Genomic DNA, 22,316 nt, shown 5'->3' on the forward strand with positions numbered 1-22,316 from the left:
ACCTCGTTCCAGTGGCGGAACAAGGCGATGCCGGCGCGATCTGGTAATCGCGCCGGCAAAGGTCATTACATGGTCTTGCCGTCTTCAACGCTCTTGCGGATGGCGTCGCGTTCAGCGTCCGGAGCGGCAACGAGGCCGTACTCGACGAGCGGGCTGTCAGGGCCGATCATCTGCTCGGAAACGAAGAAATTGACGTATTCCTTCAGGCCCGGGATGACGCCGAGATGTGCCTTCTTGACGTAGAAGAACAGCGGACGGGAAACCGGGTAGGTGCCGTTGGAGATGGTTTCGGTCGACGGAACGATACCGTTGACGGTCGCAACCTTCAGCTTGTCGGCGTTGTTTTCATAGAAGGAAAGGCCGAAGACGCCAACGCCGGTCTTGTTGGCAGCGATGCGTGCCAGCGTTTCCGGATAGTCGCCGTCGATGTCGACGGCAGCGCCGTCCTTGCGAACTGCAACGCAAGCCTTGGTCTGAGCAGCAGCGTCAGAGATCGCAGCCTTGATGACGTCGAGAGCGCCGGAAGCCTTGCAGCCAGCAGCGAGAACGTTCTGTTCGAAGACTTCGCGGGTGCCGTGCTTTTCGCCCGGGATGTAGGCAGCGATATCAACAGCCGGGAGAGCCGGGTTGACTTCCGACCACTTCTTGTACGGGTTGTCGACGAGCTTGCCGTCAACGACGACCTGAGCGGCCAGAGCCTTGTAGATGTCGGCCGGAACGTAAGCAACGTCCGGGTTGGACGAGTCAGTTGCGAAGACGATGCCGTCATAACCGATCTTGACTTCCTGGATGTCGGTTACGCCAGCTGCCTTGCAGGCGTCCAGTTCCTTGGCGTTGATCGGACGCGAAGCGTTAGCAACGTCGATGCTATCCGGGCCAACGCCCTTGCAGAATTCCTTGAGGCCTGCGCCCGTACCGCCGGATTCAACGACCGGCGTCTTGAAGTCCGTGAAGGTTTCGCCGAAAGTTTCGGCAACGATCTTGGCGTAAGGCAGGACGGTGGAGGAACCGGCTACCTGAACCTGGTCGCGAGCAACAGCCGCGCCAGCAAAAGCGGCGGAAGCGGCAAGTGCAGCGACCGTAAGTTTAAAAGCGTTCATAACAATCTCCCGGGCATAATGCGGTCTGAGTGCGGCCTTCAATGGCCTTTGGCGGTGCCGTCTCATCAGCGGCACGCTCTCTTTAGCCCCTGATGGCTAGAGCTTTTATGTCATTTTGACGAAACATTTGTGACAGCTTATGTATTTGAATTTACAATACAAAGAATAGACGATGGTCGAGGTCGCTGCAGTTTTATGTCAAAACCGCACGGTGAAGCTCGTCCCCTTCCCGACTTCCGACTTGACGATCAGCCGGGCGCGGTGCCGGGTCAGGATGTGTTTGACGATGGCAAGGCCCAGCCCCGTGCCCTTCTTCGAACGGCTATCCTCGATGCTCACGCGATAGAATCGCTCGGTCAGACGGGGCACGTGCTCGGCAGGAATGCCCGGCCCCCTGTCGACCACGGTGACCTCGACAGGTTCGCCCGAGCCATTCTTCAAGAAGACATCGACGGCCTTCCCCTCCTGCCCATATTTGCAGGCATTTTCCATCAGGTTTTCAAATACCTGAACCAACTCGTCGCGGTCGCCGAGCACCTCTGCCTTGCCTTGCGGCAGATGCAGAGCGATCTCCACACCGACGTCATTTGCAAGCGGCACCAGCGAGTCCCTGACGTGGCCGAGAAGGGGGACGAGGTCGACCTTCTGATCCGGGGCGATATGCGACTTGAGTTCCAGCCGAGAAAGGGAAAGCAGGTCGTCGACCAGACGGCTCATGCGGGTGGCCTGATCCAGCATGATACCCAGAAAGCGCTCCTGCGCCTTCGCGTCGTTCTTTGCTGGTCCCTGGATGGTCTCGATGAAGCCTCGCAGGGACGCCAGCGGCGTCCGCAACTCATGGCTGGCGTTGGCGACGAAGTCGGAACGCATGCGGTCGATGCGCCGGACTTCGGAAATATCGCGAAACGAGACCAAGAAGAAGCGCTCATCCGTCGGCTGCTGTCGATCCAACTCCACGGGTGCGCTGCGGACGATGTAAACGCGCTCGGACGGCAGGCGCTCGGAGTGCTCGATCTGGTTCGGCGCATTGGTCGCAATCGTTTCGGCGATAATGTCGAGGACGCCCGGCGAGCGCAGGCGCGCGGAAATGTGGGCACCAATGGTGACCTCGCCAAACGCCTTTTCCGCAGCGCGATTTTGGTAAAGCACCGAAGCATCGTTTGAAAGCACCATGACGGGCATGTCGAGCGCGGCCAACGTCGCCGTTACTTCAACCAATCTGCTGGGCGGCGTTTCGATAATCTCAGGTGCAGGCTCAAGCGGCGCCTCTCGGATGACCGGAACCGCGTGCCACACCGCGGTGATGACCATCAATAGCAAAAGCCCGAGGACGACCCACTTGTTCACGCCCGCGGCAAGAGCGATCAGTGCAATCAGCAGCGCCACCAGCAGAACCGGGCGTTCCTGCCGAACGCGTGCGATCAAGTTTCTTGTCCACGGTACTTTGTCTTCCACTGCCCCTCGCGATCCCGACTCGTACTATTGCCTTCAAACCTCTGCGTGATAGCCGTGAATCATGACAGAAGTTTTCGACCGCAGCCAGCAGTGGAAGGGCTGTAACAGGAACACACAGGAATTTCCGCGATCTGCAAGACATTTGATTTTCAAAAGAAAATATGATCGCCTGTCTCAGCGAAGGTTACAGCGGGAGAGAAGTCATGGCCGATGATGTCGAAAGCAGAGCCGTCGAACTGGACATCCGCGGAAAGAAGCGCGTCTTCGATGTCGACGATCCCGTGTTGCCGGACTGGGTCGACGAAGCAGCCCTGCAATCGGGCGACTTCCCCTACAACAAGAAACTCAAGGAAGAGGAATACCTCGAGGAGCTGCAGAAACTGCAGATTGAACTCGTCAAGGTGCAGTTCTGGCTGCAGGCGACCGGCAACCGCGTCATGGCGCTTTTCGAGGGACGCGATGCGGCGGGCAAAGGTGGGGCGATTTCGGCCTCGTCCGCCCATATGAATCCGCGCCTCGCCCGGGTGGTTGCCCTGACCAAGCCCACTGAACGCGAGGCAGGGCAATGGTATTTTCAGCGCTACATCACGCAGTTTCCCACCGCCGGCGAGTTCGTGCTGTTCGATCGGTCCTGGTATAACCGGGCCGGGGTCGAGCCGGTCATGGGCTTCTGCACTCCAAAGCAATATGAGGACTTCCTGAAGCAAACGCCTCAGCTCGAGAACGGCATCGCCCACGAAGGCATCTTCTTCTTCAAGTTCTACCTCGATATCGGCCGCGAGATGCAGCTGAAGCGGTTCCATGACCGCCGGCACGATCCGCTCAAGGTATGGAAGCTCTCTTCGATGGATATAGCGGCGCTGACGAAATGGGGCGACTATAGCGATAAGCGGGACCGTATGCTGAGGGAGACGCATACGGACGCAGCGCCCTGGACGGTCATACACGCCAACGACAAGCGTCGCGCGCGGCTAAACCTGATCCGTCACATGCTGAAGAGGATGGACTACGACGGCAAGGATAAGGACGCCATCGGCAAGCTCGACGACAAGATCATCGGCTCGGGTCCCGGCTTCCTGAAATAGCTTATTGTCCCGGCAAGATCCGCACGGCGTAGAGATTGATGCCGCGCGCCTTGCCGTCGACGTCGGTGTTGATCGTCAGGCTGCCGGCAGAGTTCGGCGCCAATGATCGATCGAAGCGGACCTGCAGAAGCACATCCGATTTCTGGCGACCGACGGAAAAGCGGTGGCGGGCGCAGTCGCCGAGCGACTGGAAATTGCACTCCACGGTAATCTGCGTCGGTTCGTCAGACGTCGATTGCAACGTGATTGCAATCGTCGAGGACTTGCCGGCCAATTGCTGCAGCACATCCGCCGGCACGCTGACACTGACATTGCCGTCGTTGCCATTGGTTTGCGAGGTCAGGCGTACTGCCGGGCCATCGCTTTCAGCAACGTTCTGCGTCTGGGATTGCGGGCCGGTCTTGATCTTGTCCGCATCGGACGGCTTGAAAACCTCGATCCAATCTGCCGAGAACGAGTTTTGCGGGTCGATTGTGACGGGAGCCGCATTATCGCCCGCAGCAGTGTTTTCGGTGCCGTCAAAGTCTTCCGGTTGCGTGGTCGCCGGCGGATTGGCAACGCCTGTATCTCGTTCTGCGGCGGTCATCAGCAGGCCCGATGAATAGACCCACCATGCGCCCATGCCGATGAAGGCGAGAAGAACGCAAGCGACGAGCAGCCTGGAGAAGAACTTGCGCGGCTTGCGCCGAACCGCCGCACGCTCCGGCCGAAAGTCCATCCGAGCCGGTTTTTGCTCCACCGTCGCCGGCGCCTCGGCCGTCGGCGCAGCGCCGAGGTGATCGCCGCTGCCCGCATGCACGCCAGCGAGGCTGGATTCGTCGTCGAAGCGTGGGTCCGTGACCGAATGCTCACGGGTCTCGCCGCCGATCGAGACGTTTGCCGCCTCGTCCTCTGCGGCATGGGCCACGGGCTTCGGCATTTCCACCTCGGGTGGCACAGGAATTTCAGGCGGCCCCTGACGCGGATGCAGACGCTCGCGCTCTTCAGCCTCGATCGTATGGATCGTGGTTTCGAGTCTATGGCGATGATGGGTCACCGCTTCCGCGTCGGTGATGTCCTGTTTGCGGAGACCGGCTTCAAGCGCCTGACGTGCGGATTGATAAATCTTTGCACGGACTTCGGGATTGTCGCGATCGGCATTGTTGAGCGCCGTTCTGATAGCCGTTTCTAATCCGCTCACGTCCGGTCCTTTACTCTGAGACTGGGCTTTGTCCTTAACACTTCGTAAAAGCGGTAGCTGCTACCAGGGCAAATCGCAAGCCTCACCCCGCTACCGGGTCGGATCGGCCGGGGAAAACGCAGGGTTGCCGCATGCTGCCTTATCGTCTTGCAAGAATAGCCGATATTTATGGAATCGATAGAGCGAGCTTTTCCTCACCGAAAGTCTCTGCTATCACATTGACGTTTTCGTAAACGTCAATTCTTACGGTGTCTCATGGCCCTGCCTCCGATCCTCACCCAGAATCTCAGATTGCCGGTTGTCGCCTCGCCGCTCTTCATCATTTCGCACCCGGCGCTGACGCTGGCGCAGTGCAAGGCTGGGGTCGTTGGCGCCTTTCCCGCGCTAAACGCACGGCCGGAGAGCCAGCTCGACGAATGGTTGGCGATGATCACCGAGGATCTCGCTGCCCACAACGCGGCAAACCCTGATCGGCCGGCTGCCCCGTTTGCGGTCAACCAGATCGTCCACATGTCGAACAAGCGGCTGGAGCATGACCTCAGGCTCTGCGTCAAATACAAGGTGCCTGTGGTCATCTCGTCGCTTGGCGCCGTGCCGGAAGTCAATGCCGCGGTGCATTCCTATGGCGGCATCGTACTCCACGATGTCATCAACAATCGCCATGCCAACTCGGCCATCCGCAAGGGTGCCGACGGGCTGATTGCCGTCGCAGCCGGTGCCGGCGGTCATGCCGGGACGCTTTCGCCCTTTGCCCTCGTTCAGGAGATCCGCGAATGGTTCGATGGGCCGCTGCTGCTTGCCGGCGCCATCGCCAATGGCGGCGCCATCCTCGCGGCGCAGGCCATGGGGGCCGACATGGCCTATATCGGCACGCCCTTCATCGCGACCGAGGAGGCTCGCGCCTCCGAGGCCTACAAGCAGGCAATCGTCGACGGCATGGCGAACGACATCGTCTATTCCAACTACTTCACGGGCGTTCACGGCAACTACCTCAAGCCCTCGGTCAGATCCGTCGGCCTCGATCCCGACAATCTCCCGGCCGCCGATCCCTCCAAGATGGATTTCGAACAGGCCGTCGGCGGCGCCAAGGCCTGGAAGGATATCTGGGGCAGCGGCCAGGGCATCGGCGCCATCAAGGCCATCGAACCGGTCGGCAAGCTCGTCGACCGGCTCGAGAGCGAATATACCGCTGCCCGTGCGCGCCTGTCGTTGTAACGGTCGACCACAGATTTCCACAGCGCCGTTCTTTTTTACCGAAGAGATGACAGGGCGCTTGAAATCTTCAAACAATGCCTGTATCAGCCCCATGCAAATCGCGGGGCCGCATGGTTCGCCCGCACGGGTTGCCGCTTTAGCTCAGTCGGTAGAGCACATCATTCGTAATGATGGGGTCACGTGTTCGAGTCACGTAAGCGGCACCATTTTACTCTTTTATAATCAATGTGTTGACGTGCGCCCACCAGCTGCACGCTGGTGAACGCAATCGGCGGGTCGTCACCGTGGCGGCCATGTTCCATTCCTGTTGCCGCCATTCCCGTTGATTTCCAACGGATGAAGGCAGCTGTCGGCGAATCCACGCGACATGGAATGCAACGTTGAAAGATTCTTCTCCACGCACTCTGCGAGTTTGAGTGTCGCGTTCTTCCTGTATACACACGACAGAGCTAAGTAATCGAATAGTGATAAATGCGAGCCCAAGCGGCGATTTTGCGCCTCGTTGCGTCGAATGCGGGCATCAATCAAAGGCTTCGTTCGTGCGGGCGCGATCAGCAGTCGATCGAGAAGGCGAACCAGCAAACCTCCGCGCTGCAGCAGGAAATCTGGAGCCAGGTCACTGTTATCGTTCGCCAACGCCCGGACGCCGTCACGGCAGCCCTGATGAGCGCTGTCAACGAGACTTTTGATACCGGAACCTCCGAGCGGCTTGCGCTTGATACCCGCCTGCCCGCCCAGATTTTCTGGCTGCTCATCGGGGTCATGATGCTGAGCATGGCGACCCTCGGATATCAGTTCGGGATCAAGGGACAACCCGTGCGTTTCCTTGTTCTCCTTCTTACTTTGGTCTGGACGGCCGTCGTGATCGATATCCTCGATCTGGCCACGGCTCGCCTTGGCAGTTTCCGAACCGACGTCCATATGTACGAGTGGACCAGGCAAGGACTTGGCGAAGCGCGCCCGCCTCCCGTGCCAATTCAGTAGATCGCGTTGCCGGGCCTAAGCCTGAACGTTGCTCGATCCTTCTTTGTTACGTTCAAGTTTACCGTAAAGTACTTTCGCAACTGCTCGAATTCTGTTCGGCTGCCTCCCTGAAGTTAGATGGTTTGCCCGACGACTTGCGTACGCGGTGAGCCAAGCCGGCAACTCCTGGAGACGTGTCAATGGGATTTCGCTTCTTTAACGCCTACGCAAGACGCTCAGCGATCTTTCTCGCGGCGGCAACTGTCATCGCCTTCGGCGCAGGGCTGGTCCACGCCCAAGACCAAGCGGCTTCCTCGCAAAGATCCGCAACGACCGAGAGCGCGGCCTCGACCGAACTGAGCGACGCGGAAATGCAGGTGCTCGTCGCCCGGATCGCGCTCTATCCCGATGAACTCGTCGCGCTGATAACCTCGGCTTCGCTCTATCCGCTGCAGATTGTGGAAGCATCCCGGTTTCTCGATCAGGTCAAAAGCAACTCATCGCTAAAACCCAAGGACGACTGGGATGGCAGCGTCGTCTCCCTGCTCAACTACCCCGATATCGTCAAAATGATGAGCGACGACCTCGACTGGACGCAGCAGCTCGGCGATGCAGTCGCCGACCAGCAAAACGACCTGCTGATTGCCATTCAGACGCTTCGCGACAAGGCGGTCGCGGATGGCATCATCAAGACCGACGACAAGGTGAAGGTCGTTCAGCAGAACGACAACGTCGTGATCCAGGCCGCCAATCCGGAAAAGATATACGTCCCGCAGTATGAGCCGCAGATGCTCTACGAAGAAGGATACGCTCCCGCGCCGATCGGCTACTATCCCGATCCCTATCCGAACTACTACTACCCGACCGCCACCTACTTCGCCGGCTTCGTGACGGGCGCGGTGTTTGGAGCGGTGGTCGATTGGGACAGGTGGGGCGTCTGGGGCGGTCGCTTCGACGGCAACGACATCGATATCGATTGCGACCACTGCTTCAACAGGTTCGATCGGAACGGCAAGGTCAACTTCAACGACGTCGACTGGAAGAATGTCGATCGCAGCAAAATCAAGTTCGATCACAACCAGTTCGCCAACATCGACAAAACGAACATTCGCAACAGGCTGGAAGCCGGCGGCAACAACGACATCCGCACGAAGGCCAAATCCGTCAAGGCACGAGCCGCAAATGCCAACCATGCGAGAGTGACGCCGTCTGCCATCAAGGACATCAGAGCCAACAAGATCGCTGGCGGCGGTGGCGAACTGCGCGACCGTGTCGCCAACAGACCGGGCGGAGGTGCAGACTTACGTGATCGTGTTGCCAACCGCCCTGGTGCCGGCGGTGAGGGAGAACTCCGCGATCGCATCGACAACCGCCCTGGCGAACGCCGCGGTGAGATCGGAGACCGCGTAAACCGCGACATCGGACATCACGCGATGGCCGGCAAGCGCGACATTCGTCCCAATGGCCCTTCGGGCCTTGGCGAAATTCGATCCCGCAGCGCCGCCAACCTTCACTCGCAACGTGGTGGCCGCGCGATGGGCGGCGGGCACCATGCCAGCCGCCCGGAATTCGCCGCACACCGTGGCGGCGGAGGCGGCGCTCACTTCAGCGGCGGCGGCAGAGGCGGCGGGGCCCACTTCAGTGGTGGTGGCGGTCGTGGTGGCGGTGGTCATGCCCGCGTCCCGCACGGTGGACGTCGTCGCTAGTTGAACCAAACGGAGTTATTGCCATGAGTGCTCATAACCATCGCATTGGATTTCGTTTGATTGCCTCCGCGGTCTTGTCGGTTCTGCTGTCGGCTGCCGGCACGTCGGCTGCCGAGAAGGATCTTGTTGATCTCGTCTCGAAGCAACTGCCAACCGAGTACGATAGCGCCGACGCGGCGATGACAGCGTTCAAGGACGCGGTGAATGCCTCAGACCTCGACAAGCTGGCGTCCGTGCTCGGCGTCGACGCGGCCCACCTGAAGGCCACCGACGGCGTTTCGGAAACGCTCGCGGCCATCAAGGACGGCATCGGAAAGCGCGTCGCGCTCGAAGAGAAGAACGGCCAGAACATCATCGATGTCGGCGAGATCATGTGGCCATTCCCCTTCCCGATCGTTAAAGCGGAGAACGGCAAGTATGCCTTCGACCCCGTCGTCGGCATCGAGGAGATTATCAATCGCCGCATCGGTGAGAACGAAATTCAGACGATCGAAACGGTCCGCGGGTATGTCGACGCTCAGCAGGAATACGCCAGCGCCGACCATGACGGCGACGGCGTGCTGGAATATGCTCAGAAGCTTGTCAGCAGTCCCGGTCGGGCTGATGGTCTCTATTGGCCCGAAAGCGAAGGCTTGGGCGAAAGTCCGGCCGCGCCCTATCTTGACTATGTCCAGTTCGAGAAGTCGAAAGACAATGGATACTTCGGTTACCGCTACAAGGTTCTTACACGCCAGGGCGGCAATATCGCCGGCGGTCCCTACGACTACGTCATCAACGGCAACATGATCGCGGGCTTTGCCCTGGTGGCGTGGCCGGTCAAATATGGCGAGACGGGCGTCAATACCTTCGTCGTCAACCGCAACGGCATCGTCTATCAGGCCGATCTCGGAGCGGACACAGACAAGATCGCGCGCGCCATGAAGCAGTTCAATCCCGGCGACCCTGGTCGGTCACCGAGGACTGAAGATGGCGGAGATGAAGGCTGCACCGCCAACTGCCGGCAAGCTCGATCAACCGCAGGATCGACTGCAATTCCTCGCGTCACATGGCGGCCCGTTCTTCGAACTTCAGCGGCGGCTCAAACTCGTTCATGAGAGAAACCTCCATACCGGTCGTCGAATCCTTGTGTTCGTCGCCATCGCCTGGGCCGTTCCGCTCCTTCTGACCCTACCCACCCTGGCTTCGGAGACGCCGACGCTGAAGGCCTATCTTACCGACCCCGGTCCCTGGGCGCGTTTCTTTGTTGGCATTGCCGCGTTTTTGGCCGCCGAGCAGGCTGTCGAAGCGGGATTGCGGCGCAAGCTTGGACAATTCCTCCGCGCGCCCCTGATCACACCGACCTCCCAGGGCGCTGCACTGGTTGCATTGAACAGGGCGCTCGGTCGACGCGATTCGGCGCTTGCGGAACTCGTGTGCCTCGCTCTCGCAGCCGTCTCCGCAGTTCTTGCCTTTGCCACGTTCAAGCAGCTCCCATCGACAAGTTGGGCAACGACGGTGACAGGTGATGCTCATCACCTGACAATGGCGGGCTGGTGGTGCGTGGTCGTCAGCATACCGCTCTTCATCTTCCTCTTGGTCCGCGGCATCTGGCGACACCTTGTCTGGGCTGAACTGCTACGAAGCATCGCGCGCCTCGACCTGAGGCTGGTGTCGACCCATCCGGACGGCAAAGGCGGACTTGCTTTCCTCGGGGAATATCCGAACGCCTATGTTCTCTTCGTCTTCGGTATCAGCTGCGGCATGGCGGCTGCGGTCGCTAAGCACCAGATGCAGGCCGATCTGTCAGCCACGACGCTCACGACCATCATGGCCGCCTGGCTTTTGGTCGTCCTCGCCTTTTTCGCCTATCCGCTCTCCGCCTTCTCGAAACCGCTCACGCAACTGAAGGACAAGACGCTCTTGACCCTATCGGCGCGAGCGACGACCCAGCAGAGGGCTGCGGAGCGCAAGTCGATCGGCGCGAACGTTGTTGCACCAGATGCCGACGAAGCGGAACAGGCAATCGAGCCTGTCGATCTTACGAAACAGTACGAGCAAACGCGCAAGCTGTCGTCGATGCTCGTCAACCGCAGCACGTTGCTGCCGGTCGCCGCTGCAGCGCTCCTGCCGTTTGCAATCGCGGGCGCGACCAAGCTGCCCTACAAGGAGGTCTTCTCGGTCCTCAAAAAGCTTCTGCTCATCTGAGCGTCACAGGTCCCTCCCAAGGGTGCGGGAAGTTGGGCTGGCTTCCCGCAGGTTCTGCAAATAAAATCGCTCTTAGGTGGTGCTTCTTACAGTGGGCGACCCGAGCGCATCAACCGTCGGATCCTTCGGTGGCGATTGCCTATTTGTGAAATTGTCATATTTTTCAAGACAATCCCTCTGTTGCCAGAGAACCACATGGGCTCCGAATTGCAATGCTTCAGTCTGACCTAATCAATTGACAGCTTGAAAAACTCAACCGACACTTGCCTCTGGGCTGGCTACTGGGGTAATCGATGATTGATCCGGGGTACACACAGTTTTGCGTTCATCCGATCGGCGAGCGTCTAGCTGATATGCAACTTCCTTCACGGATCCCAAATTATCCACCGTCTAGGACTAGCGCGTCGCGTCGCGCATCCGTACGCCTTCTCCTTCTCCAGTCATCCGTTGCTTCAATCGCCCTTCTCGGCCTGAGTGGCACACGAGCGGAAGCGGCCTGCGTCGAGAATACACCCGGTGTTATCGACTGCTCAGGTTCAACTCCTGGCCCAACTACGACCGGTCGGTCTGTAACCATCAATGCAGACAATACGGCGAGCCTAACCAGTAACGTAGAGGTCACGGGGCCCGGAACCAGCGTCGTTAACAACAACGGCGGAAGATTCACCAACAGCGTGGTGGCCACGGACAACGACAGTTTCACGCTCAACAACCGCGGGCATATCGATGGGAATATCAACCTCGGTGGTGTTGGAACCAACTTCATTTTCAACTTCGCCGAAGGCTCGGTCTCAAATGGAGTGACGAGTACAGGGAGTTCCGTCGACACGGTGATCAACCGTGGCTCTTTCCAGGGCTCCATTAGCCTCGGTGACGGCAACGATACCTTAGAGCTGCTCGGGGGGACCGTCCAGACACAGGTGGACATGGGCGCGGGCGACGACAATTTCACTTGGCTCGTTGGTAACATCGCCGCTACCGTCCAGATGGGAAGCGGAAACGACATCGCACGATTCACCAATCTGACGCAGGCAAACCTGACGGCGGGGAAGCTCATCGACGGCGGCCAGGGGACTGACACCCTGATCTGGGATCACACTTCCAATGACGACGGCGGCCAGGGAGGCGACGCCCCATCGAGCTTGATCAATTGGGAAACCATCAATCTCACCAATCAGTCTGAGTTTGTGTTCATCTATACCACGAGCGTCCTGACACTCGGCGATTCGACGACTGGCACTGGCACGATCTCGATCGACGCCACCAGCAAGATCGAGGCGGGAAATTCCTTTGGCTACGCCATCGTACCGGCCAACAATTCGCAATTGGTGACCGTGAACAACGCGGGTATCATTGACCTCACCAACGATGCACCGGGTGCCGGCACATCACTGCATGACACATTGAGGATCAAGGGCAACTATATCGGCCAGAGCGGCCAGCTCTTCCTTCACACGTATCTCGACACGGACAACTCCCCTTCCGACAAACTGATCATCGACACCGGGCAGGCGAGTGGCTCGACCAGCATCCTCGTCACCAACGTCGATGGCCAAGGCGCGCTGACGAACGCGAACGGCATCCAGGTCGTCGACGCCATCAACGGCGGTACGACAACGACAAGCGCCTTTGCACTCGGAGGCCCGGTCGCCGCCGGTCCGTTCGAATACTTCCTCTATCGCGGTGGCGTCAGCCAGGCGACTGACACCGACAACGACTGGTTCCTGCGGAATACGATCTCTCCACCACCACCACCTCCTCCTCCTCCACCACCACCTCCACCTCCACCTCCTCCACCTCCTCCACCTCCTCCACCACCTCCACCACCTCCGCCACTGCCGCCACCACCACCGCCTCCGCCATCGCCTCCCCCACCGCCGATTCCAAACATTCGGCCGGAGGTACCAGGCCAGGTGATCGCGCCGCTGGTCGCGCAGCGCATGGGCCTCATGACGATGGGGACGTTCCACCAGCGTCGCGGCGACCAATCGTTCCTGACGGGTGTCGGTGCATTGGTCTATTCGGGGCCAGGTGCACAGGGAGATGCGTCGGAGGGCGACGGCGACGGACCACCGCCCGGCGTCTGGGGGCGCGTCTTCGGAGCCAACAGCGATCTTGGCACCAATGCCACCCTCAGCATTGCGGGCTACGATGTCGGGCCACAGTTCGACGGCAACTACTGGGGCATCCAAGTCGGAAGCGATCTCTACGAGATCGAACACGACAATGGTCACACGGAACGCTTCGGCCTTTTCTACACCCATGCAAACACGGACGGAGACATCAGCGGCAACATCTTCGGTCAGATCAATCTATCCGCGGGGACGCTGGACCTCTCCGAAGACAGCGTGGCAGCCTATTGGACACACCTCTCGCCGGAAGGCTGGTACGTCGACGTGATCGCCAAATACGGCTGGCTCAACGGAACAAGCCGGTCGAACCGCGGCATCGAGTCCGACGTCGATGGGACCAGCTTTGCGATGTCGGCGGAAACAGGTCTGCCGTTCGTGATCGCCGAAGGCTGGACGATCGAACCGCAGGCGCAGATCATCTGGCAACGCATCGACTTCGACGACACCAGCGACCGGTTCTCGAAGGTATCAAACGAGGCCTTCGATTCCTTCACCGGACGGATCGGCGCTCGCGTGCAGTACAGCTCGGGACCCGCGTATGGCCATCTCGGACTTAACCTCTGGCATGGATTCTCCGCGGACCAGACGGTGACGTTCAATACGTTCCCGCTGGTCACCCAGACGGAAGGCACGTGGCTCGAGGTCAACCTCGGCGGCGCCTACGAGATCAGCGAGAACGTGTCGGCCTTCGGCGACCTCAGCTATTCCTTCGATGTCGACGGGGCAGAGAGCAACATGTTCGGGGGGCAAGTCGGATTGCGGTTCAAGTGGTAGGAGAGTTGCTGGACGAGGAACACCGTGGCAAAGATCGCCGCGTACACTCAAGCGGCGACGTCATCCAATGAAATCACTGACCGCCTACGTCATCGACGGCCACGATGTCCGCATTCGCCCGGCACCTGTCGAACGCGACTGGATGGACGGCACCGATGAGCGTTTCGCCTATCGGTGCCTGCCCCTCAACATCGCCAACGCCCACGGCTGGGAACTCCTTTGCACGACACCGTTTTCAGCGGTCTGGGACGGACGCAAGGGAAAGGATGCCATTCGCATCAAATCCCGTTCGGGAACGACGGCTCCCGCCGTCAGCCACTTCGGTGACGGGGTCCTGACGTTCCACGTGCCCTGTCTCTTCCGGACGGAGTCCGGGGTCGACCTTTTCGTCTCTGGCCCGATCAACCGGCCCAAGGATGCCATTGCTCCGCTATCAGGCGTCATCGAGACTGACTGGTCTCCATACACCTTCACGATGAACTGGAAGTTCACCCGACCGTTCCAGAAGGTGTATTTTGAAGCGGACGAACCCTACTGCCACCTCTTTCCGCTCGCGCGAGGAAGTCTCGAGGACATCGCCCCGGACATCCGCAATCTCTCGGAAAATCCGGATCTGGCGAGGGAATATGACCAGTGGACGAAGAGCCGCAACACCTTCAATGCGGCCCTAACCGAACCGGATTCGAAGGCATCCCAGGACAAATGGCAGAAGTCCTACTTCCGGGGGGCGGCTCCCAGCGGTGCGCCCGGGCCGAGCGATCACAAGAGCAGGCTTCGGTTGAAGCCGTTCTCGAAGGCGTAGAGCGCGCTTTCCACCACCAAGTTGTCCTGGCGTGTCGAGGCTGACCGAGTGATTGAGAGGAAGCGGTTAATTACAATTCGTTCGCGTAAAGTGCGCTTGCCCAAACCCGGTCGGTTGATCCTTCGGAACGTGTCCTCGGTGGCCTGTTGCCATGCTGTATCGGGTATGTGGTGGAAATGGTAGTTCCCGACATTCGTAATGATGGGGTCGCGTGTTCTAGTCGCGTAAGCGACACCATTTTTCTCCAATAATATCAATTACTTGCCATGACTCCGGCGCATCAACCGGCCAGATTTCCAGCCTTCAAATGTTTGGTTGGACTTTCCGTAACATGGAGGCACGCCGCCGCCATGCTCCTAACCATGTCGCTTGTGTGCTCATTGGGAAACGCCCTGACGCTTCTCTGACACTCGCATCGGAACCGACAACGCATTCGAAGCTCAGGCGCCTGCTACTCTTTGCCAGACATATCCGCCGCTTTCTGCGCGATGAGGGCCAATTCAACGCGGTTCTTCGCTTGAACCTTTTTGAGAAGCCTGGAGACATGAAACTTCACGGTGCGCAAAGTCGTTCCCGTCGCTTCGGCAATGGCCTGGTTCCCCATTCCGCGACCCACGCATTCCAACACGTGGCGCTCCTTTGCGGACAACGCGGTCAGCGGATTGCCGTCGGTTCGCGGCTGTGTGTGTCCTCTCATTGCGGCGACCAGTTTGGAACCCAGTGTCGGCGCTAAATAGGTGCTGCCGCGCTGGACAGTCGTCAACGCGTCGAGCAACTCGTTTGCGGCGATGCCTTTCAGAATGTATCCGGACGCGCCAGCCTCCAGGGCCTCCAGGACGTCTTGGTCATCCTCGGAAACCGTCAGCATCACCACCTTCACATCAGGCCATCGCTCGTGGATCTCGCGCGCCGCGGCAACCCCGCCACCCGGCATGGAAATATCCAGAAGCGCGATCGTCGGGTGATGGCGCGCCACGAGGTCCAGAGAATCCTGCTTGGATGCGCCCTCCGCAACGACCCGCAAGTTTTCATTGAGGGCAATCGTCTGCAATACGCCCATCCGAAACAAGGCGTGGTCGTCAACGACGATGACAGAAGCCGGCTCTACCATTCAGACTGCCTCCCCAAGCTCGAAACACATAGTCAGTTTTGTCCCGGCGTCCCCGCCGGCGATCTGCAGGCTGCCGCCCAGGCTCTCGATGCGCTGCCGCAGGCCATGAATGCCCATTCCTCCGCCGTCGCGGGCAGGTGGCTTGACGAAACCCCGCGGCGGCCCCTTGTCCGAAACGACCACTTTCATATGCGCTGTTCCCATCTCGCACCACACCTCCTGGCCATTTCCGCCAGCGTGTCTGTAAGAGTTATTCAAACCCTCCTGCACAAAGCGAAAGAGGCAGATCTTCAACGCCGCCGGAATTTCTCGTTCCGAGCCGACGAAGGTGGAAGCGACCTCTGTCCCTGAGCGGCCCTCGTGCATCTTGATCGCACGTTCGATGATGCGGCTAGGCGGAAAGTGCTCGATTTCTGGCAGGATCAGCGAGCGGGCAATCGCCCTGATCTCGGTCAAGGCGCTATCGAGCGACTCCTCGAGTACGGCGAGCGGCGCTTCGCGCCCCGGATCGGACCTGGCTTGGCGGACCTGTTCAACCTGCAGGCGCGCGAAGCTGAGAAGCTGGGCCGGGCCATCGTGGAGGTCTGCGCCAACGCCACGCATCAGATTCTCGTTACGCTCGGCGAGTTGCATCGAGGCCTGGCGAGCAACACCCTGCAGTTCGGCCAGCTTGCGCGATGCGGACTCCGCGTCTTCCGCGCGCTGACGCAGGGTCCGCCGCTGCTCTTCTATGGTGTTGCTTCCCCGGCGAACGATCGCGTAAAGACAGAGCAGGATCGCGCAGGAGGCAAGCGCCACCGCTGCCCAACTGACCATCCGCACGCGCTCCACATCGTGATCAAAGGTCGCGGGATCCTCCTGTATCTCCGCAATGGCTATGATCCGACCGGTCGAGTTGTCACGCAGCGGGCTATAGATCTCTAAATAGCGTGTCTGGAAATTGCGGGCGACATGTTCGCCTGCATCAAGATCGGCGAAGGAAAGTGAAACCTCGCCCGAAAGTGCATTCTCGGCCCCGGCGGGGAGCTCGAAGCGGTGACCGATCAGGTCTGCGGCAAGCGAATAGGCAATTGTACCATCGGTCGTCCAGATCTCCACATGCGGGAAACGCCCCCTCAGCATTGGATCGGTGAAAAGCCCGTGGAGCCTCTCGATATCCCCCTGTGGCAGGGCGTCCGCCGAAGCCAGCTTCTGAACAAGCGGCTCCATCATGCTCTGGACGAACGTTGCGGCCGCACCGGCTTTGCTGCGGATCGCATTTTGCTCGACGATTCCGGATATGACGTAGCCCGAGATCAATGTCGCGAAGAAGATCAGGATACCGCTGGCAAACAGGAACTGGATCGACAGCGGTCGGCGCCTCATCCAACTCAGCAACCCTTTGGACCGCAATCCTTGTCCCCCCGATCGAAGAAAGCAGCTATTTGTCAGTACAATGATCGCAGTGTTCGCGTCGAATTGAAAGACTGGCTCAAAGTGCGTTCGTTCGCGGTCGCCGCGGTCGAAAGCCAGTTGCTCGCAATCCGTCCATCAGGGAATCCGATTGGCGGAAAGACTTTGCCTTCTTCAGGCGTGTTCGAGCATGAGTGCGACCGATGGAGGCTGCCGACCCTCGGTGCCTCGATTGCGGTCACTCCCGACTACCTACGTCGTACCTGTGGCTAACCGATGTGCCCGCCAATCTCCGACCGACGGACCGACGTTTCATAGCCGTCTGGCAGGATGAAAAGACCATTCTCTACTCGGTCTCGAATGTTGGTCCTGCATCGGATACCAAACCAGCTCTGCCATTGGTCGCCGCCAAACCGGCCTCGTAACCAAACGGATAATAATTGACGCCTTTGGCTCGGCGGCATAGAACGGGGCAACACTTCGCGCCGGCGCTTTTCCCCCAGCCGACTTGCCGATCATCTTAGGCACTTCGCGGAGTACCCGGAGAAGATGTCGTGTCCAATACAGCCCAGCGCTCGAACCGTGCGCTCATTGTCGCCATCATCATGCTCGCAACCTTCATGGTCGCCATCGAGGCCACGATCGTCGCGACGGCGATGCCGAAGATCGTCGGGCAGCTTGGCGGCTTTACCTACTACAGCTGGGTGTTCTCGGCTTTTCTTCTGGCGCAGTCGACGACGACTGTCATCTACGGCAAGCTTTCGGACATCTTCGGACGCAAGCCGGTGCTGATTTCGGGCATTCTGATCTTTCTCGTCGGCTCTCTGCTTTGCGGTTTCGCATGGTCCATGGCGTCGCTGATCACCTTTCGCCTGCTGCAAGGGCTTGGCGCCGGAGCCATCCAGCCGGTGACGATGACGATCATCGGCGACCTCTTCACTCTCGAGGAGCGAGGCCGGGTGCAAGGCATCATGGCGACGGTTTGGGCCACATCGGCTGTCGTCGGGCCGCTTGCCGGCGGCGTTATCGTCGATACCGTTTCCTGGGCCTGGATCTTCTGGATCAACCTGCCGATCGGCATCGTGTCGATCGCGGCTTTTGCCGCCTTCCTCAAGGAATCGGTCGCACACAAGCAGGCAAAGATCGACTATCTCGGCGCCATTCTGTTTTCGGTCGCCGTCATTGCCTTGCTCGTCCTCCTCACGGAAGCGGCGGATGCCAATGCGTGGGTCCTGGTGTCGCTTGCGGTGGTCTTCGTCGTTGCTGCTGTGCTTTTCCTGCGACAGGAGAAGCGGGCGGCAGAACCGATCATTTCGATTGCTCTCTGGAGCCGCAGGCTGGTCGCGACCAGCAACGCCGCAACATTGCTTGCCGGGATGGCGCTGATCGGTCTTTCGACCGTGTTGCCCATGTATGTCCAAGGTGTCCTTGGGCGATCGTCGATCGTCGCCGGCTTCACTTTGACCATGCTGGTCGTCGGCTGGCCTCTGGCCGTCATGCTCTCCAGCCGCTTCTTCAAGGCGTTCGGCATCCGACGCACGCTACGGGTCGGCAGCCTGATGTTTCCCTTTGGCGCAAGTTTCCTGCTGTTTCTGACGCCCGACAGCCACCCCGCGCTTGCCGGTGCAGGCTCCTTCTTCATGGGCTTCGGGATGGGGTTGATCAGCCTCACCAGCATCGCGCTCGTTCAGGACAGCGTCGAATGGTCGATGCGTGGCAGCGCCACCGCATCGATCATCTTCGCTCGCAGCCTCGGCAATACGCTCGGTGCGACAGTGCTTGGCGCCATTCTCAACGCCGGCATCAGCCACTATGCGGTCGGCGATGCAGCAGCGTCGCTTCATGACGTGTTGAACCAGCCGACAGGATTGTCCGAGTTGGCCGCAGACCCTGCCATCCGCACGGTCTTCGATGCCTCCCTTCACTGGACATTCTGGGGGGTGGCCGTGGTCGCCGTCCTCACGTTCCTGTCGGCCTGGCTCATTCCCGTGGGACGCGAACACAGCCGGACGCCGGTGGCGTCAGCCGCCAGCGAAGCGTCGCATTAGATCCTCGCCGCCAGCCTCATTATGCTCCCGAACAACGCCAATGCGGCGGCTCGGCGAGTCATTTTTCAAGGAACCAGTTCTTTCCTCCTTCGTTGGTCTTCCATGAATGAAGGAGAATTGACATGCGAAAGACCCTTATGAACTGTACCGTTGCGGCGATGGCGTTCTGTTCGTTCGTCGCTCCTGCTATGGCTGACGGTGTGATCGTGACTCGCGAACGAAGTTACGACGACTACGATCAGGCGCGCCCTGCAATTACCATTAACGAACACGGCATCAGAGTTGGCGCCGTCCGTGATCGTGATCGCTATTATCGTGATGGCTGCTACACCAAGACCATCAGAACAATGACCGACGATGGGGATGAGATCACCAAAACGGTGCGTCGTTGCAGATAATCACGATCGCGGATGATATCCTTTCACCCCAGCAGGCGGCGGACGTGTAGCAACGTAAACCCGGCTTCGGCCGGGTTTTCTCTTAGACTACTTCTCGATAGCACCGTCGTCGGTGGCGGTTAATGGAATGGATTGGAGCAGCGTCTGACGCGCCGACCTCAAATGCAGGCGACAGGCGGAATTGATCGCCGCCTGATCGCCTGACTCCAGCGCAGCAATGTAGTCGAGATGCTCATGAATGGCGCGTTCGTTGCGCTCGCGCGCGAACGCCTTGTTCCATTGGTAGTGATAGTGAAAGATGATCGCGATCGCGTCGTAGAAGTCAGCGATGAAGCGGTTTTTCGATGCTCCGTGGATCAGCAGGTGGAAACGTTCGTCGAGCGCCGAAAAATCCTTGTAGCGCCTGTCGAGGTCGCGCAGCATGGCCTGATGCTCGGCCTTAATGTCAGACAATGCGCGCCATGCCTCGCTCTCTGGTGGAAGCCGGCCGAATTCGGCGGCCGAATGCAGCTCGAACATCTCGCGCACCTCGGCGAGCTCAAGCGCGAAGTCGCGGGTGAACCCCTTGAGGATCCAGTGGCTGTTCGGCCGTTTCTCGATCAGGCCGAAGCGCGAGAAACGGATGAGGAACTCACGAACGCTCGTGGTGCCGGTGCCGATCTCACGCGCCAGCTCCAGCTCATTAATCTGCATGCCGGGGGCGGCGTCATCCGACAAAATCCGCTGCATAAAACTGCGCTCGATAATGTCGTGCAGTGAATTCGTCTCTTCCGATGGAAAGAAATCGTCTTCCGTCGGTTGGCGCAGAACGATCTTCTGGCGCTTGTTCCAGCGGATGATTCCTGCATCGCTGAGCCGTGTCAGGATGGCGCGCGCCGTGCTGCGGCTGATCCCGAGCTGGGCCGCGATCTCAGGCTCGGACGGCAGCGCCGCGTCGGTACGCAAAGCGGCGACATAGCGGTTGTAGGCTTCCTTGAAGACTGTATTCTGCCTTGCCATGCACCCCGCCCTCTTGCCTCGGCAACACGGATCGGGCGGCCGCAAGGTTGCGGTGCGCAGCGTGGCAGAAGCTTATCTCTCGGCAATCCTTATCTTATTTTGGATTGCATGCGGCTGTTTGCCTCCCTCGTCCACAGGATCGATAATCCCGTTGACATTGAAAATGTTTATTGTAGATAAAAAACAAAATCAATGAGCATTCGCCGACGCAGCGAGTGTTTCCCTAGGGAGAAAAACGTTGACCAAAGACCCTTGGATCATCCTGTCCGCCGGCGACAATGTTGCGGTCGCGACTGCGGCGATTCCCTCCGGCGTGACGGTCGCCGGCATCCAGACGCAGCAAAAGATCGATCCCGGCCACAAGATCGCATTGACCGATATTCCGCTCGGCCAGCCGGTCGTCAAATACGGTCAGGCAATCGGACGCACGACGGCAGACGTCAAGGCCGGCGATCATATTCACAGCCACAATCTGCACTTCGAGAACGACCGCCTTGCGGCGACCGCCAACTCGGCGCCCGAGGAAGCAAGCATGGCCGACAGGGCGCGCACCTTCATGGGTTATCGCCGAGCCGATGGTCGCTCGGCGACGCGCAACTATATTGGCATCATTGCCAGCGTGAACTGTTCCACCACGGTCTGTCGCGCGATTGCCGACGAGGCCAACCGGACGATCCTTCCGCATTTCGACGGCATCGACGGCTTCGTGCCGATCGTGCACGACCAGGGCTGCGGCATGAGTTCCACCGGCGACGGCATGGCCGTGCTGCACCGGACGCTTGCCGGCTACACCCGACACGTTAATTTCGGCGGCGTGCTGATGATCGGCCTTGGCTGCGAAGTCAACCAGCTCACACTCTACGGCCAGAGCGGCGCCGGCAATGCCAAGCGTCATTTCAACATCCAGGACGCCGGCGGCTCGCGCCGCGCCGTCGAGCGCGCCATGGGCATGCTGCGCGAAATTGCCCAGGATGTCGGCAAGGAAAAGCGGGTTGCGCTGCCAATCAGTGATATCATCATCGGCCTGCAATGCGGCGGCTCTGACGGCTTTTCCGGCATCACCGCCAACCCGGCACTCGGAGTGGCCGCCGATCTGCTGGCGGCTGCCGGCGGCACGGCGATCCTTTCCGAAACCTCCGAAATCTACGGTGCAGAGCATCTTCTGCGCAGCCGAGCCGTCAGCGACGAGGTTGCTAGGAAGCTCGACGACAAGATTGCCTGGTGGGAAAAGTATGTCGAGTTGCATGGCGCGTCACTCGACAACAACCCCTCGCCTGGCAACAAGCGTGGCGGCTTGACGACGATCCTCGAAAAGTCACTGGGTGCCGTCGCCAAGGGCGGCCGCTCGCCGCTGACCGCCGTTTACGGCTACGCCGAGCGCGTCACTGCCCCGGGTCTCGTTTTCATGGACACGCCCGGCTACGATCCGGTCTCCGCAACCGGCCAGGTTGCCGGCGGCGCGAACATGATCGCCTTCACCACCGGTCGCGGCAGCTGCTTTGGCTGTCGCCCGGCGCCGTCGATCAAGCTTTCCAGCAATTCGGCTCTCTATGCCTCGATGGAGGAGGACATGGATATCGACTGCGGCACGATCGCGACAGGTGACGCAACGATCAGCGCCAAGGGCCGTGAGATCTTCGACCTGATCATCGACACGGCATCGGGCAAAAAGACGAAGAGCGAAGAATTCGGCTACGGCGACAACGAATTCGTGCCGTGGCACCTGGGAGCCACGCTCTAAGGCAGCGCATATCAAGTCTTCAGAGGAGGAA

At 59.7% G+C, this 22,316-nt stretch carries 16 protein-coding genes, 1 tRNA gene and 1 pseudogene; 12 read left to right on the forward strand and 6 right to left on the reverse strand.

What is annotated here, in order from left to right:
- Nucleotides 1-65: 65 nt before the first annotated feature.
- Complete coding sequence (locus FHT77_RS05020) at nucleotides 66-1,100, reverse strand: substrate-binding domain-containing protein (protein ID WP_016552611.1); 1,035 nt, start codon at nucleotides 1,098-1,100, stop codon at nucleotides 66-68.
- A 198-nt stretch (nucleotides 1,101-1,298) separates the two neighbouring features.
- Nucleotides 1,299-2,522, reverse strand: coding sequence for a phosphate regulon sensor histidine kinase PhoR (gene phoR, locus FHT77_RS05025; RefSeq protein WP_183753887.1), 1,224 nt, complete (start codon nucleotides 2,520-2,522; stop codon nucleotides 1,299-1,301).
- Nucleotides 2,523-2,758: 236 nt separating this feature from the next.
- Between phoR and ppk2 the strand changes: the two genes are divergently transcribed.
- Nucleotides 2,759-3,640 (forward strand): polyphosphate kinase 2, encoded by an 882-nt coding sequence (gene ppk2 / locus FHT77_RS05030; protein ID WP_183753050.1) that lies wholly within the window; start codon nucleotides 2,759-2,761, stop codon nucleotides 3,638-3,640.
- Nucleotide 3,641: 1 nt separating this feature from the next.
- Here ppk2 and FHT77_RS05035 read toward each other — a convergent pair whose 3' ends face one another.
- Nucleotides 3,642-4,820: a hypothetical protein gene (locus FHT77_RS05035; protein WP_183753052.1), complete on the reverse strand. Its 1,179-nt coding sequence runs from the start codon at nucleotides 4,818-4,820 to the stop codon at nucleotides 3,642-3,644.
- Nucleotides 4,821-5,075: 255 nt separating this feature from the next.
- On the opposite strand from FHT77_RS05035, the gene FHT77_RS05040 reads away from it, so the two are divergent.
- The 8 genes and pseudogenes from FHT77_RS05040 to FHT77_RS05070 all read left to right on the forward strand — a co-directional run bounded on the left by FHT77_RS05040 (nucleotide 5,076) and on the right by FHT77_RS05070 (nucleotide 14,596).
- Nucleotides 5,076-6,035: a nitronate monooxygenase family protein gene (locus FHT77_RS05040; protein WP_183753054.1), complete on the forward strand. Its 960-nt coding sequence runs from the start codon at nucleotides 5,076-5,078 to the stop codon at nucleotides 6,033-6,035.
- Nucleotides 6,036-6,165: 130 nt separating this feature from the next.
- Nucleotides 6,166-6,241, forward strand: a tRNA-Thr gene (locus tag FHT77_RS05045).
- Nucleotides 6,242-6,506: 265 nt separating this feature from the next.
- Nucleotides 6,507-7,019 carry a hypothetical protein gene (locus tag FHT77_RS05050; protein ID WP_183753056.1) on the forward strand — a complete coding sequence of 171 codons (513 nt, stop codon included), beginning with the start codon at nucleotides 6,507-6,509 and terminating at the stop codon, nucleotides 7,017-7,019.
- 179 nt (nucleotides 7,020-7,198) lie between these two features.
- The gene (locus FHT77_RS05055; RefSeq protein ID WP_246719660.1) at nucleotides 7,199-8,704 is read left to right on the forward strand and encodes a DUF3300 domain-containing protein; all 1,506 of its coding nucleotides are present in this window, start codon (nucleotides 7,199-7,201) and stop codon (nucleotides 8,702-8,704) included.
- A 17-nt stretch (nucleotides 8,705-8,721) separates the two neighbouring features.
- Nucleotides 8,722-9,668: pseudogene (locus tag FHT77_RS05060) on the forward strand (DUF2950 family protein).
- A 2-nt stretch (nucleotides 9,669-9,670) separates the two neighbouring features.
- The gene (locus FHT77_RS32185; protein WP_409527433.1) at nucleotides 9,671-10,888 is read left to right on the forward strand and encodes a hypothetical protein; all 1,218 of its coding nucleotides are present in this window, start codon (nucleotides 9,671-9,673) and stop codon (nucleotides 10,886-10,888) included.
- A 674-nt stretch (nucleotides 10,889-11,562) separates the two neighbouring features.
- Nucleotides 11,563-13,794 carry an autotransporter outer membrane beta-barrel domain-containing protein gene (locus FHT77_RS05065; protein ID WP_183753060.1) on the forward strand — a complete coding sequence of 744 codons (2,232 nt, stop codon included), beginning with the start codon at nucleotides 11,563-11,565 and terminating at the stop codon, nucleotides 13,792-13,794.
- A 67-nt stretch (nucleotides 13,795-13,861) separates the two neighbouring features.
- A complete protein-coding gene (locus FHT77_RS05070) occupies nucleotides 13,862-14,596 on the forward strand; it encodes a DUF6065 family protein (protein ID WP_183753062.1) in 735 nt (244 codons plus the stop codon).
- Between the two features lie 451 nt (nucleotides 14,597-15,047).
- Here FHT77_RS05070 and FHT77_RS05075 read toward each other — a convergent pair whose 3' ends face one another.
- Both FHT77_RS05075 and FHT77_RS05080 read right to left on the reverse strand, forming a co-directional pair.
- On the reverse strand, nucleotides 15,048-15,707 hold the full coding sequence (locus tag FHT77_RS05075; protein WP_183753064.1) for a response regulator transcription factor: 660 nt from the start codon (nucleotides 15,705-15,707) through the stop codon (nucleotides 15,048-15,050).
- Complete coding sequence (locus FHT77_RS05080) at nucleotides 15,708-17,072, reverse strand: sensor histidine kinase (protein ID WP_183753066.1); 1,365 nt, start codon at nucleotides 17,070-17,072, stop codon at nucleotides 15,708-15,710.
- 581 nt (nucleotides 17,073-17,653) lie between these two features.
- Here FHT77_RS05080 and FHT77_RS05085 point away from each other — a divergent pair.
- Together FHT77_RS05085 and FHT77_RS05090 are read left to right on the forward strand one after the other, a co-directional pair.
- Nucleotides 17,654-19,147 (forward strand): MDR family MFS transporter, encoded by a 1,494-nt coding sequence (locus FHT77_RS05085; protein ID WP_183753068.1) that lies wholly within the window; start codon nucleotides 17,654-17,656, stop codon nucleotides 19,145-19,147.
- A 122-nt stretch (nucleotides 19,148-19,269) separates the two neighbouring features.
- The gene (locus FHT77_RS05090; RefSeq protein ID WP_183753070.1) at nucleotides 19,270-19,545 is read left to right on the forward strand and encodes a hypothetical protein; all 276 of its coding nucleotides are present in this window, start codon (nucleotides 19,270-19,272) and stop codon (nucleotides 19,543-19,545) included.
- Between the two features lie 87 nt (nucleotides 19,546-19,632).
- Here the strand turns inward: FHT77_RS05090 and FHT77_RS05095 are convergent, their stop codons facing one another.
- Entirely contained in the window at nucleotides 19,633-20,544 is a 912-nt protein-coding gene (locus FHT77_RS05095; RefSeq protein ID WP_183753071.1) for a GntR family transcriptional regulator, read from the reverse strand.
- A gap of 238 nt (nucleotides 20,545-20,782) precedes the next feature.
- Here FHT77_RS05095 and FHT77_RS05100 point away from each other — a divergent pair, with 238 nt between their 5' ends.
- Nucleotides 20,783-22,285, forward strand: coding sequence for a UxaA family hydrolase (locus FHT77_RS05100; protein ID WP_183753073.1), 1,503 nt, complete (start codon nucleotides 20,783-20,785; stop codon nucleotides 22,283-22,285).
- Nucleotides 22,286-22,316 lie beyond the last annotated feature (31 nt).

The organism is Rhizobium sp. BK181 (assembly GCF_014193305.1).
Taxonomy (GTDB): Bacteria; Pseudomonadota; Alphaproteobacteria; order Rhizobiales; family Rhizobiaceae; genus Rhizobium.

Coding starts and splice junctions, on each gene's coding strand:
- FHT77_RS05095 (WP_183753071.1), bottom strand. CDS start 20,544: ATGGCAAGGCAGAATACAGTCTTCAAGGAAGCCTACAACCGCTATGTC.
- FHT77_RS05055 (WP_246719660.1), top strand. CDS start 7,199: ATGGGATTTCGCTTCTTTAACGCCTACGCAAGACGCTCAGCGATCTTT.
- FHT77_RS05020 (WP_016552611.1), bottom strand. CDS start 1,100: ATGAACGCTTTTAAACTTACGGTCGCTGCACTTGCCGCTTCCGCCGCT.
- FHT77_RS05040 (WP_183753054.1), top strand. CDS start 5,076: ATGGCCCTGCCTCCGATCCTCACCCAGAATCTCAGATTGCCGGTTGTC.
- FHT77_RS05070 (WP_183753062.1), top strand. CDS start 13,862: ATGAAATCACTGACCGCCTACGTCATCGACGGCCACGATGTCCGCATT.
- FHT77_RS05080 (WP_183753066.1), bottom strand. CDS start 17,072: ATGAGGCGCCGACCGCTGTCGATCCAGTTCCTGTTTGCCAGCGGTATC.
- FHT77_RS05090 (WP_183753070.1), top strand. CDS start 19,270: ATGCGAAAGACCCTTATGAACTGTACCGTTGCGGCGATGGCGTTCTGT.
- FHT77_RS32185 (WP_409527433.1), top strand. CDS start 9,671: ATGGCGGAGATGAAGGCTGCACCGCCAACTGCCGGCAAGCTCGATCAA.
- FHT77_RS05075 (WP_183753064.1), bottom strand. CDS start 15,707: ATGGTAGAGCCGGCTTCTGTCATCGTCGTTGACGACCACGCCTTGTTT.
- ppk2 (WP_183753050.1), top strand. CDS start 2,759: ATGGCCGATGATGTCGAAAGCAGAGCCGTCGAACTGGACATCCGCGGA.
- FHT77_RS05050 (WP_183753056.1), top strand. CDS start 6,507: ATGCGAGCCCAAGCGGCGATTTTGCGCCTCGTTGCGTCGAATGCGGGC.